The organism is Planctomycetota bacterium (assembly GCA_038746835.1).
Lineage (GTDB): Bacteria > Planctomycetota > Phycisphaerae > Tepidisphaerales > Tepidisphaeraceae > JBCDKH01.
In genome coordinates this window covers 1-11,351 of record JBCDKH010000128.1, presented here as the reverse complement: position 1 = coordinate 11,351, position 11,351 = coordinate 1, and the positions used below count along the sequence as shown (strand labels likewise).

12 protein-coding genes are annotated in these 11,351 nt (G+C 64.9%); 6 read left to right on the top strand and 6 right to left on the bottom strand.

Annotation, left to right across the window (positions count from 1 at the left end):
- Positions 1-543 (top strand): hypothetical protein (locus tag AAGI46_12135; GenBank protein ID MEM1012955.1); only part of this gene is annotated, 543 nt, incomplete at its 5' end.
- Between the two features lie 89 nt (positions 544-632).
- On the opposite strand, the gene AAGI46_12130 is transcribed toward AAGI46_12135, so the two are convergent.
- From AAGI46_12130 to AAGI46_12115, 4 genes are all read right to left on the bottom strand, one after another.
- Complete coding sequence (locus AAGI46_12130) at positions 633-1,013, bottom strand: hypothetical protein (protein ID MEM1012954.1); 381 nt, start codon at positions 1,011-1,013, stop codon at positions 633-635.
- A 64-nt stretch (positions 1,014-1,077) separates the two neighbouring features.
- On the bottom strand, positions 1,078-1,755 hold the full coding sequence (locus AAGI46_12125; protein ID MEM1012953.1) for a ParA family protein: 678 nt from the start codon (positions 1,753-1,755) through the stop codon (positions 1,078-1,080).
- A gap of 198 nt (positions 1,756-1,953) precedes the next feature.
- A complete protein-coding gene (locus tag AAGI46_12120; GenBank protein ID MEM1012952.1) occupies positions 1,954-2,715 on the bottom strand; it encodes a TatD family hydrolase in 762 nt (253 codons plus the stop codon).
- 9 nt (positions 2,716-2,724) lie between these two features.
- Positions 2,725-3,357, bottom strand: a complete 633-nt coding sequence (locus AAGI46_12115) for a RecX family transcriptional regulator (protein ID MEM1012951.1) — start codon at positions 3,355-3,357, stop codon at positions 2,725-2,727.
- A 32-nt stretch (positions 3,358-3,389) separates the two neighbouring features.
- On the opposite strand from AAGI46_12115, the gene AAGI46_12110 reads away from it, so the two are divergent.
- Complete coding sequence (locus tag AAGI46_12110) at positions 3,390-5,060, top strand: FAD-dependent oxidoreductase (GenBank protein ID MEM1012950.1); 1,671 nt, start codon at positions 3,390-3,392, stop codon at positions 5,058-5,060.
- Positions 5,061-5,064: 4 nt separating this feature from the next.
- Here the strand turns inward: AAGI46_12110 and AAGI46_12105 are convergent, their stop codons facing one another.
- Positions 5,065-5,649: a hypothetical protein gene (locus AAGI46_12105; protein ID MEM1012949.1), complete on the bottom strand. Its 585-nt coding sequence runs from the start codon at positions 5,647-5,649 to the stop codon at positions 5,065-5,067.
- A gap of 551 nt (positions 5,650-6,200) precedes the next feature.
- Entirely contained in the window at positions 6,201-7,694 is a 1,494-nt protein-coding gene (gene ffh, locus AAGI46_12100) for a signal recognition particle protein (GenBank protein MEM1012948.1), read from the bottom strand.
- A 174-nt stretch (positions 7,695-7,868) separates the two neighbouring features.
- Between ffh and AAGI46_12095 the strand changes: the two genes are divergently transcribed.
- From AAGI46_12095 to fliS, 4 genes are all read left to right on the top strand, one after another.
- Positions 7,869-8,504 (top strand): PEP-CTERM sorting domain-containing protein, encoded by a 636-nt coding sequence (locus AAGI46_12095; protein ID MEM1012947.1) that lies wholly within the window; start codon positions 7,869-7,871, stop codon positions 8,502-8,504.
- Positions 8,505-8,698: 194 nt separating this feature from the next.
- Entirely contained in the window at positions 8,699-9,331 is a 633-nt protein-coding gene (locus AAGI46_12090) for a PEP-CTERM sorting domain-containing protein (protein ID MEM1012946.1), read from the top strand.
- A 145-nt stretch (positions 9,332-9,476) separates the two neighbouring features.
- Positions 9,477-10,778, top strand: a complete 1,302-nt coding sequence (locus AAGI46_12085) for a PLP-dependent transferase (protein ID MEM1012945.1) — start codon at positions 9,477-9,479, stop codon at positions 10,776-10,778.
- 89 nt (positions 10,779-10,867) lie between these two features.
- Positions 10,868-11,351, top strand: a 484-nt coding sequence (gene fliS / locus AAGI46_12080; GenBank protein ID MEM1012944.1) for a flagellar export chaperone FliS, incomplete at its 3' end; no start/stop codon positions are given.

The window sequence follows — 11,351 nt, the reverse complement described above, 5'->3', positions numbered from 1 at the left end:
TTCTGGAAAGATGGCCGCCTGTCGTGCGCGCAGTTGCTCGATGTGCACCTGGCGTGCCTGAAAGCGCCGGCGGAGCTGTTCAAGGTGGTCGTGACGCACCACCCGTTCCTTCCGCCGCCCGATGCCCGGGAGCACGGTGCAGTCCAGGTCGAAGGCCTCGACGCCCTGCCAGCGGCGAAGAAGGTCTCGCCGCTCGTCGTCCACGGCAGCGGCCGGGCGCTGGTGACGATGGAAGCCGTCGGCGTGGAGTTGCTCCTGGCGGGTCACCTGCACATGAACTACTCCGGCGACGTCCGCAGCCACCACGAGGCGGTCCGCCGCAGCATCCTCAGCGTCCAGGCCGGCACCGCCTGCAGTCACCGCCGGCGTGGCGAGCCGAACGCGTACAACCGGATCACGATCCGCACCGCGGCTGCGGACGATGTGCCCTTCGACACGGTCGCGGTTCAGGTTCGCACGCTCGAGGACACCGCGTTTGGTGACGGTGCGTGTGCGCGCTACGAGAAGCGCGACGCGGGCTGGACGGTCCAACCTCCGGAGTGACCCCGTAGCCGCGGGCTTACAGCCCGCGGTTGGAGTGCGCGTCGACCGTCAGACCAACCGCGACCTGTAAGGTCGCGGCTACGGGTTGCTCACGCTGCTTGACGGTGTTCCCGCGAGTCGAGCCATTCGTGCAGGGCTTCGATGCCGATGTCGTTGATGGTCTTGGGACCGTCACCGCCCGCGATCTTGTTCTGCATGGCGATCAGCTGCAGCCGGTCGGCCAGCGTCTTTTCGACGCGGACGTAGACGACGCGCTTGCCGGTGCCGGGGTCGAGCTTGATCGACATCGACACCTCGTCGCCGCCCTTCTGCTTGGGCCGCTTGAGTTTGGCGGGCGCCGGTGAGGACGTGGGTGCCGGTGCTGGCGTTTCTTCGGGAGTCTCCCGAACGAGGCGTCCGGGCGTCGAGCGCTTGAGGTTCGCGAGGAACTTGGCAGCTTTGGGATCGGAGGAAGATTGAGAAGTGTCCATGTGCGTGGGGAGTGGTCGGATCAGAGCGACTGAAGTCGCCCAGCCTGGTGACGGAGATGTGTGTTCAAGCTGCAAGCGCGAGCGCCGGCTCCGCCGGAAGCTGGAGGAGTTCGTGGAACAGGGCATCGAGGTCCGCCGACGCCTGTTTGTGGCCGCGGCTTTTGGTGCCGTCACGGTGGACGCTCGTGTCGTCCACCACGGCCTTGATGAAGGCGTCTCGCAGTCCCACGGACGTCTTCGCCACCGGCAGGCCCAGCTCCGCCAGAGCCTGCCGGACGATTTTCGCCTGCTCACCGGTCGTCCTGACCTTGTTGAGGGCGATCAGCACGGCCGGGGGCTCCATCCCGTCGGCTGCACGTGCTTCGGTGACGCGGTCGATCGCGTCCTTGGTCTCAAGCGTCGCGTGCACGTCCAGGGCACTGGGCAGCACCGGAATCAGCACCTTGTCGGCCAGATACATCAGCACGTGCGTCTGGTCGTTCAGCCGGGGCGAGCCGTCGCAGACGACGTCGTCGTACTCCTCAGCGAGCGCTTCGGCCTGGGCGACGAGATCCTCGGCGGTCGTGAGGCTTTCCAGCCGCATTTCCGGCTCGGCGGCGGCGATCCAGCGGGTGGCACTCTGCTGCGGGTCATTGTCGATGAACGCCACGCTTCGGCCGGCGTCGTGGAGCCGCAGAGCCAAATGCACGGCCAGCGTCGTCTTGCCGGCTCCGCCCTTCTGATTGATCACCGCATAGATCATGTTGCTCGCTGCATCGGCGCATCGGTGCGACGAGCAACAGTTGAATCCGAAGACCAGTGTGGTCCCGCTCCGTCATCCTGAGCGAGCGCAGCGAGTCGAAGGACCTCGTCTGCTTAGTGCGAGACCAGGCGAGGTCCCTCGGCTCCGCTCGGGATGACGGATGACCGGTTGCTAGCAAGCTTGCAAGCCTGCTAGCAATCACGCAGGCCAGCCGAAGAGCCGTTGGCAGTTCTCGGTCGTGATGCGGTCCGCCTCCTCGATTGACCACCCGCGAACCCTCGCGAGGCACGCCAGCGTGTGGGCCACGTAGCCCGGCTCACACGGCCGCTTGCCCCGAAGCGGCTCGGGCGACAGGTACGGCGCGTCGGTCTCGACCAGCACACGGTCGGCCGGCAGGAGGGCGGCGGCTTCGCGAAGGGCGTCGCTCTTCTTGAACGTCAGAGGGCCGGTGAAACCGACGTAGTGCCCGGCCTCGGCGAGCAGTTTCGCCTCCGCAGGCCCTGCCGTGAAACAGTGGAACACCGCCTTGATTCCCGGAAAATCCCTCACGATCTCGACGCAATCCGGAATCGACTCCCGGCTGTGCACCACCACCGGGAGGTCGACCTCGGCCGCGAGCGTGAGCTGCCGGACGAAGCTGGCCCGCTGGACGTCCCGCGGCACGTCGTCGTGAAAGTAGTCCAGCCCGCACTCGCCGATCGCCACCACCTTCGGCAGGGCGGCCAAGTCGCGCAGCTCGGCCGTCGCGTCGCGGGCGGACTCGTCGTAGCACGGATGGATGCCGACGGTCGCGGCGACGTTGTCGATGCGATGCGCCAGCTCCACGCCACGCCGCGAGTCGTCGACGCCTGTGCCGATGTTGATGAGGTGCGTCACCTTCGCTTCTGCGGCACGCTGGAGGACGCCCTCCAAGTCGCTCGCCAATTGGGGAAAGTTGAGATGGCAGTGTGAGTCGATCACGCCCGGAGCTTACCGGTCGCCGAGAACGCGCTCGACGACGGTGCGGACGGTGTCGAAGTCGAAACCACGACGCTGGAGGAAGCCCGAGAGTCGTCGTTGAGCGGCGGGGCGGTCGAGTCGCTGGAGACTCGGCAGCCGCTTGTTCGCCAGCTTCGTGGCCATCTCGACCGGATCGACCTCCGCGTACGCCTCGTCCGCCGCCGACTCCGCGGTGGAGCGGTCGATGCCCTTGGCGACGAGTTCCGACACCGCCCGTTGCCGGCCGTGGAGCTTGAGGTTTGCCGCGTCGGACGCGCGAGCCGAGGCGTAGGCAGCGTCATCGAGGTAGCCGAGCCGCTCACAGTCAGCCACGACCGCGTCGACCACCGCCTGGCCGTACTCCTTTCGGCCCAGCTTCTGGCGGAGTTCCCGCTCGCTCTGCCGACGCCCACCGACGAGGCGAAGGGCGTGATCGAACGCCTCCTGCTTCACCTCACCCAGCTCGATTTGCCGCCGCAGGTCCGCATTGATCGGCATGTCTGTCTGCAGGCGAAACCGCGCGACGACGTTCACGTGGCACCCGAAGGCGAACTCGCCGTCGATGAAGACGCTGCGCCGGTCCGGCCGACGTCGCTGCTGCGTGATGTCGGTGATCGTCGGCACGAGGCATCATTGATCGGGCCGTAGCGTTGGCCATGCCCACCGCCTCCGTCGGCAGCGAACGCACCGCCGAAGCGGCGGCCTTTCCAAAACTCACCGAGGACCAGATTGAACGCTTCGCCAACGTCGGCGAAGAGGTCACGGCCGCCGACGGCGAACTGCTGATCCGCGCCGGCGATCGCAACTATCCGCTGCTCATCGTGCGCGAAGGCACCGTGCGGATCATCGAAGAACGCAAGGGCGGCGACGATCTTGTGCTCCATCGCCATCCGCCTAGCGAGTTCGTCGGCGACATCGACCTCATCAGCGGAAGACCGGCCATTTTCTGTGCGATTGCCGAGGGAGACTGCCGATTGATTCGCGTGTCGCGCGACGATATTCGTGGCGTGGCACGCAGCGACGTCCGGCTCGGCGAGATGATCCTCCGGGCCATCATGGTTCGGCGTGACATTCTGGGCGACACCGGCTTCGTCGGTGCCCGCCTCGTCGGCAGCCGCTGGGATCGCAAGACGGCCGAGATCAAGGAACTCCTAGACCGCAACGGCGTGCCGTACACGTGGCTCGACCCCGAGCGCGACCCGCAGACGGACGATCTCCTCGAGTCGCTCAACGTGCAGCCGGGCGATCTGCCGATCGTCGTGCCGCCCGGGGACACCGATGTGCTGCGCAAGCCCACGCCAAAAGAGGTCGCCGCGGCATTCGGCCTAACGACGACGCGGAGCGAGGACCAGGTGTGGGACGTCGCCATTGTCGGTGCCGGCCCGGCCGGTCTCGCGTCGGCCGTCTACGCGGGAAGCGAGGGGCTCTCGACGCTCGTCCTCGACGCCCAGGCGCCTGGCGGGCAGGCGGGAACGTCCTCGAAAATCGAGAATTACCCTGGGTTCCCGACCGGCATCAGCGGGGCCGACCTTGCCCAGCGGACTGCCGTGCAGGCTCAGAAGTTTGGGGCCCGTTTCCGCGTCTCGTGTGCTGCGACGGGCTTGGAACGGCGCGACGGCCGGACGCTGCTCCAGCTGGACTGCGACGAGACCGTCGAAGCCCGAACCGTTGTCGTCGCCGCTGGTGCCACGTATCGCCGGCTCAACCTGGAACACGAGGACGACTTCGCCGGCACAGGCATCTACTACGGCGCGACGCAGATGGAGGCGACGATGTGTGCCAACGAGCCCGTGGCCGTGGTCGGCGGAGGCAACTCGGCAGGGCAGGCGGCCGTCTTTTTGAGCGGCCAGGCGAAGAGAGTCCTCATGCTCGTCCGCGGCGACTCGCTCGCGAACTCCATGAGTCGCTACCTCATCGAACGCCTCGAAGCCACCGAGAACATCGAGCTGCTCTACCACACCAAGATCACGAAGCTCGAAGGCGACACCTCGGCTGGCCGACTTCAGTCGGCCTGGCTGAAAACAGGCGAAGACAACGAACGCAACGTCTCCCTCGCGGGCCTCTTCGTCATGATCGGTGCCGAACCCCGCACCGACTGGCTCCGTGACACCATCGCCCTCGACGACCACGGCTTCATCCTCACCGGCCCCGACGTGCCGAAAGAGCGCTGGCCGCTCACGGATCGCGGTCCGCGCTACCTCGAAACCAGCCTCCCCGGCGTCTTCGCCGCCGGCGACATCCGCAGCGACTCCACCAAACGCGTCGCCACCGCCGTCGGCGACGGCGCCATGGCCATCCGCTTCGTCCACTCGGCCCTGGCGGGGTGAGGTGTCACCATGTCTCGTCACCGAACGGGACGCCGGCGTAAAAGCGTTCGACGGGAACGGCGGGCGAGGTCGCAGGCAGGTCGATGTTGTCGGCTTCGTCACGAATCCTCAGGAACCAAGATGCTTTACTCGCTCGATCTCGCGTTTGGAGCCATAGCGACGGGTGCGCCGTGCTGACGATGAGAATCGCTTCGACTGTGTCGTCACTGCGGAACCGGGCGAGTGTCGTCTCGTCATTCGCATCAGCCGAGCGGACGAGCGCGACGATTCTCCGTGGAGGTTCGACCCCGATGGATGCGGCAGCATCGGCAGCCGGGTAGCCGATCACGTTCTCGGCACAGCTCGCCTTGAAGACCTGCCGCAGGTTCTCGACGCACCGCGAGTGTTCCGTCGTCTTCCGCTGCCGCCCGGCCTGGCGGCGGTAGTACCAGAGGTTTGGCTCACCGCGGTTGGCTCTGCTCAGCGGAATGACGTGGCCGTCCGCGTCGTACTCGTGTTTGTCCCGCGACTGGTCGTCGAAGGCGAGATACTGCTCCTCGGTCATGCAGACCGGCTTCGACCAGTCGATGTCGTCGGAGATGTCTCGCATGGGGCCGGCCAGGGTAAGAACACTGTTCGCTGAGATGACTCCGCGTTAAGCAGCCTGACCACAGTCGGCAGCCTCGTCCTTCAACTCCTGAAGAGCTTCGGAGAATGATCTCGGTCGACAGGTTGTCGGAAAACGGCGACGAACACCGTCCCACCAAAAAGATGCGTGGCAGAATCCGGTGACGCCCGCCGTGACAAACGCATCGTGCGGAAGGCAACGGATGTGTGCAGCCAGCTCTAACGCAGTCATGACGCGCGTGAGTCGGAGTCCGTCCGAAGCTGGGCCGCTTCGCCTCTGCGCGGCCAGTAGCGATTTCAGCCGCTCATAATGAACCCCGTCTGATCGGAGAATATCCCAAAGCTTTTTCGCTCGCTGGTCGGTGGTGCGGTCAAAACCTCGGCGTTCATCCTCAGAAACCCGCCGGTCGCACGCGCACCAACTCAACAGCAACACGACGGCTCTTTCGGGATGCTCCGCGTCACGGTAATAGCGGATCTCTTCTTCAGCGTTGCGGATGCTGTGCTTGTAGCGCGCACACGGCGATGCCCAATTCACCGCCGTCGGCCCTTCTTCTTGTTGCGGTCCTTCTTCTGCATGCGCGTCGAGCCCTTGGCCTTGAACGGGTTGCCGCCGCCGCCCGCGGCCTGGCCGGCCGCCGCCATGCCGCCGAGGCCGCCGCCCATGAGGCCGCCGACCAGCGACCGCATTCGGCCCATGCCGCCGCCGGACATCTGCTTGGACAGGCCTCGCATCGCGTCGAACTGCTTCAAAAACTGGTTCACGTCCGCCGGCTGACTGCCACTGCCGCCGGCGACGCGGCGGCGTCGGCTGTGCTGGATGATGCCTGGCTTCTTCCGCTCGGCAGGCGTCATCGAGTCGTACATCGCTCGCATCCGGCCCATCATGTTTTCCATCTCCGGCCCGGCCATGCTGCTCGCCTTGGCGAGATCGCCCATGCCCGGGATCATGCCCATCACCTTGCTCATGCTGCCGAGCTTGCGGATCTGTCCCATCTGGCTCATGAAGTCGTCGAGCGTCAGCTCGCCCTTCATCATCTTGTCCTGCTGACGCTGCAGCTCTTCCTCGTCGAGCTTGTCCTTCACCTGCTCGACCAGGCCCATCAGGTCGCCGGCACCCAGGATGCGCTGGGCAGTGCCTTCGGGGCGGAACTCTTCGAGGCCGTCGAGCTTTTCGCCGGTGCCGAGGAACTTGACGGGCTTGCCGGTGACGTACTTGGCGGAGAGCAGGGCCCCGCCGCGGGTGTCGGAGTCGAACTTAGTGAGGATCAGGCCGTCGAGTTCGAGCCGCTCGTTGAACGCCTTGGCCGTGCCGACAGCGTCCTGGCCCGTCATCGAGTCGAGCACAAGGAAGATCTGGTGGGCCCCGACGGCCTTGTTGACGTCGCCCAGCTCCGTCATCAACTCGTCGTCGATGGCGAGTCGTCCGGCGGTGTCGAGGATGAGGATGTCGCGATTCTGGGCCTTGGCCTCTTTGACGGCGGCTCGGGCGACGCTGACGGCGGCGCCCTTGGCGACGTTGCCGTGTTCAGCGGCCTTGGACTTGTCGGCATAGATCGGCACGCCCGCTTGCTCGCCGATGACGATCAGCTGGTCGATAGCGGCAGGGCGTTGCAGGTCGACCGCCGCGAGCATCGGCTGATGACCACGCTTGGATAGATGCCGGGCGAGCTTGCCGCAGGTGGTGGTCTTGCCCGAGCCCTGGAGCCCGGCCATGAGGACGATTGTCGGGCCTGGGCTGACTGTGAGGATCTTCGTGTCGACGGGTCCGAGCAGCGTTAGGAGCTCGTCGTAGACGATTTTGACCATCAGGTCGGCCGGCTTGAGCGAGGCGGTGACCTCCTGGCCGATGGCCTTGTCGGTGACGTTCTGGGTGAATTCGCGGACGACTTCGAGGTTGACGTCTGCCTCCAAAAGGGCCGTCCGGACCTCTCGCATGGCCTCTCGGACGTTTTCCTCGCTGATCTGCCCGCGACCAGCAAGATTGCGCAATGCTCCTTGAAACCGCTCCGTCAGGCCTTCCAGCATGGTGAACGGTAGCGCGGAATCAGGTCTGACAGCGTCAGCCAGTCCGTTGATCGGGAAAACCGGGTTTCGGATTTCGTTGGTTCGCAAGTCGGCGATTACCGCGCATGTTCCATCAAGGAGGCGGCCGAACACGCCGCGAACGAGAACCTGTCCGAACTCACTCAGGGTTAGAAAATGCTCAACACCAAGATTGCCGCGCTCGCAGCGGTTTCCGTGATGACAGCCGCCTCGATGGCCGCGGCGTCGATTCAGATCTCAGTCACCGGCTTCGACTTCAGCTACGACGGCGAAGACATCACCGACGCGGATGCGGCCGGATCAGACGAGTTGGCCTCGGTCGACTTTTTCTCAGACGGCGTCCTGGTCGGTTCGCTCACCCCAGCCGACGGCATCGCCGCCGACCTCTTGATCGAGGACGTCCTCGGTATTCCTGTCGGGGGCGGTGTCGTGACCTCGGCTGCGACGCTCGGCTTCGGGCTGGATCTCACCTTCGGCCCGAATGAATTCCTTTTCCTCGACCTTGAAGATGTTCAGGTTTTCTACTCCGGTAGCCAGATCGGTGTGACGGGTGTCACTGGCGACGTCGAGGTCGCACTGCAGAATCTTCCGTTCGGCCTTGAGATCGATGAGGGCGAGCCTGTCTCGTTCAGTTTCTCGGGCCTGATCACCGACCTGACCGACAACGGCCAGTTCGTCACCAGCTTCGATGCCTCCGGCACGGCCGAGGTTCGCGGCGAGATCATTCCCGAGCCTGCCTCGATCGCCATGCTCGGTCTAGGTGGGCTGACGCTACTGCGTCGACGACGGTAAGCACTTGTGGGGCAGCGTCTTAACCTCGAAAGTCGAGCTGTTCACGGAAGCCCATTGGCTGATGCCAATGGGTTTTTTCTGTTTCAGCGGCAAAATCTCTTGCATGTGCGTGGCTGAGCTTTATTCTCTAACGCTGGGGCACGCCCGCACGCGGCGTGCATTGAGAGAACCACGTACTTGCTAAGGGTCAGATAATGCTCAACGTCAAGACTTCCGCCCTCGCAGCTGTTGCTGCGATGACTGCCACCTCTTTGGCAGCTGCTTCGATTCAGATTTCCGTCACCGGCTTCGACTTCACGTACGACGGCACCAACATCACCGACGCGAACCCGCTCGGTACGGATGACCTGGCTTCGATCGACTTCTTCTCGGACGGCGTGCTGGTGGGCTCGCTCACTCCGGCGGACGCGATTGCCACCGGCGTCACGATCGGCGACGTTCTCAACATCCCAGCTGGTGGCGGTGTCGTGACCTCGGCCGCACCGCTTGGCATTGGGTTCGACCTGTTCTTCACGGGTGGGTTTCTGTTCCTCGACGTCACGGATGTTCAGGTCTTCTACTCCGGCAGCGAGATCGGTGTGACTGGCGTCACGAGTAACGTCGACATCTTCCTGCAGGATCTGCCCTTCGGTCTGGAGCTCGATCCGAACGAGCCGGTCTCGCTCAGCTTCTCTGGGCTTATCAGCGACCTGACCGATGACGGCCAGTTCGTCACGAGCTTCGATGCCTCCGGCACCGCCGAGGTCAGGGGCGAAATCATCCCCGAGCCGGCTTCGATCGCGATGCTCGGCCTCGGTGGCCTGACGCTGCTGCGTCGTCGTCGCTGAAGCGACCTCGGTTCACGCGATTGCGTGAACTTTTTCTGACCTTTCGAACCCGCTGGCTTCGGTCAGCGGGTTCTTCTATTCGTGAAAACAGCAATCGCGTGCAATGCCGATGCGGACCAGCGGACCTTCAAGCTAGACTGAGACCATGGCAGATGAACCGCAGATGAAGGGCATGTCGACGCGTTCGCTCCACGCCGGGCATGCCGTCGACGACGAGCACAAGTCGCGTGCGGTGCCGATCTACGCGACGTCGTCCTTCACCTTCGACAACACGCAGCACGCGGCCGACCTGTTCAACCTCCGGCAGTTCGGCAACATCTACAGCCGGCTGATGAACCCGACGGTCGACGTGCTGGAGAAGCGCGTCGCCAGCCTCGAAGGTGGGGCGGCGGGGCTTGGCTTCGCCAGCGGCATGGCGGCGATTCAGGCGGCGATCTGCACCATCTGCCACGCCGGTCAGAACTTCGTCAGCGGCACCAGCCTATACGGCGGGACGCACTCGCTCTTCACGCACACGCTCAAGCAGCTCGGCATCGAGGTTCGCTATTTCGATCCGGCCGATCCGGCGTCGATTGATGGCTTGGTCGACGAGAACACGCGGCTCGTGTACGCCGAGACCATCGGCAACCCGAAGTGGGACGTGCCGGACCTCGCCGCGATCGCGGACAAGGCCCACGCCCACAAGCTGCCGTTTGTCGTCGACAACACCAGTGCCAGCCCGGCTCTGTGTCGGCCGATTGAGCACGGGGCGGACGTCGTCGTGCACTCCACGACCAAGTACCTCGGTGGGCACGGCGTGCACGTCGGCGGCATGGTCATCGATTCGGCGAACTTCAAGTGGGCAGATGATCCCGACAAGTGGCCCGAGTTCTGTGCGCCCAACGACGCCTACCACGGCATGGTCTTCGAAGAGGCGCTGCGCGGCGTCGGCAACGTCGCCTACGCGATCCACATGAGGACGAACTGGCTCCGCGACACCGGGGCGGCAATGAGTCCGTTCGCCGCGTTCCTGTTCATCCAGGGCATTGAGACGCTGCCGCTTCGCATGAAGGCGCACAGCGAGAACGCGATGCGAATCGCCGGCTGGCTCCACGAGCACGACGCGGTTGAGTGGGTCAACTACCCCGGCCTGCCATCGCACAAGGACTACGCCAACGCCAAAAAGTACATGCCCGACGGCCAAGGCGGCCTGATGACGTTCGGCGTGAAGGGCGGGAAAGCAGCGGGTGAGGCACTGGTCAACAACGTCAAGCTGATCAGCCACTTAGCCAACATCGGCGACGCCAAGACGCTCGTCATCCACCCGGCCAGCACGACGCACGCCCAGCTCAATGAAGATGCCCAGCGGGCGGCGGGTGTCGCGCCCGAGACGTTACGACTCAGCGTCGGCTACGAGGACTTTGACGACCTGACCGCCGACCTGGATCAGGCGTTGCGGGCGGGCTGAGAGCGTTGCGGGTATCGGACGACGAACGTTTGGACGTCGGCAGGCCGATGTAGAACGGGCAGGGGGCGAACTGTCCTGCCGAGCCGCCGATGACGCAGCCTTACAGCGAGCCGACAACTACGATACGACGCAAGAGCGACCCGTTCGCTCCGCCGCCTCGGCGAACGCCGGCCGACCCGTACCTCAAGACGCGCGTCATGACGGCCTCGCCGGAACAGCTGCAGGTCATGCTGTTCGATGGCGCGATCCGCTTCGGCGAACAAGCCAAGACCGCCATCGGCATGCAGCGGTACGACCAGATGCACGAGCGTCTTACGCGGGCCCAGGACATCGTCATCGAGCTGCAGAACGGTCTCAGGCCCGACATGGATCCCGACAACTGCAAGCGGCTCGAAAGCCTCTACGGCTGGTGCTACCTCCGGCTCGTCGAGGGCAACATCGGCCGGGACCCTGAAAAGATCGAAGAAGCGCTGGGCGTGCTCCGCTACCAGCGCGAGACCTGGCAGATGATCGCCGCCGCAAGGGCCAATGAAGCCGCGACGCTAGCCGCTGCCGACGAGCAGCGTGGCGGCT

What these genes read in the sequence shown, in the direction of transcription:
- ffh (MEM1012948.1), bottom strand. Translation starts at nt 7,694, where the DNA reads ATGCTGGAAGGCCTGACGGAGCGGTTTCAAGGAGCATTGCGCAATCTT.
- AAGI46_12110 (MEM1012950.1), top strand. Translation starts at nt 3,390, where the DNA reads ATGCCCACCGCCTCCGTCGGCAGCGAACGCACCGCCGAAGCGGCGGCC.
- AAGI46_12130 (MEM1012954.1), bottom strand. Translation starts at nt 1,013, where the DNA reads ATGGACACTTCTCAATCTTCCTCCGATCCCAAAGCTGCCAAGTTCCTC.
- AAGI46_12125 (MEM1012953.1), bottom strand. Translation starts at nt 1,755, where the DNA reads ATGATCTATGCGGTGATCAATCAGAAGGGCGGAGCCGGCAAGACGACG.
- AAGI46_12095 (MEM1012947.1), top strand. Translation starts at nt 7,869, where the DNA reads ATGCTCAACACCAAGATTGCCGCGCTCGCAGCGGTTTCCGTGATGACA.
- AAGI46_12085 (MEM1012945.1), top strand. Translation starts at nt 9,477, where the DNA reads ATGGCAGATGAACCGCAGATGAAGGGCATGTCGACGCGTTCGCTCCAC.
- AAGI46_12105 (MEM1012949.1), bottom strand. Translation starts at nt 5,649, where the DNA reads ATGCGAGACATCTCCGACGACATCGACTGGTCGAAGCCGGTCTGCATG.
- AAGI46_12090 (MEM1012946.1), top strand. Translation starts at nt 8,699, where the DNA reads ATGCTCAACGTCAAGACTTCCGCCCTCGCAGCTGTTGCTGCGATGACT.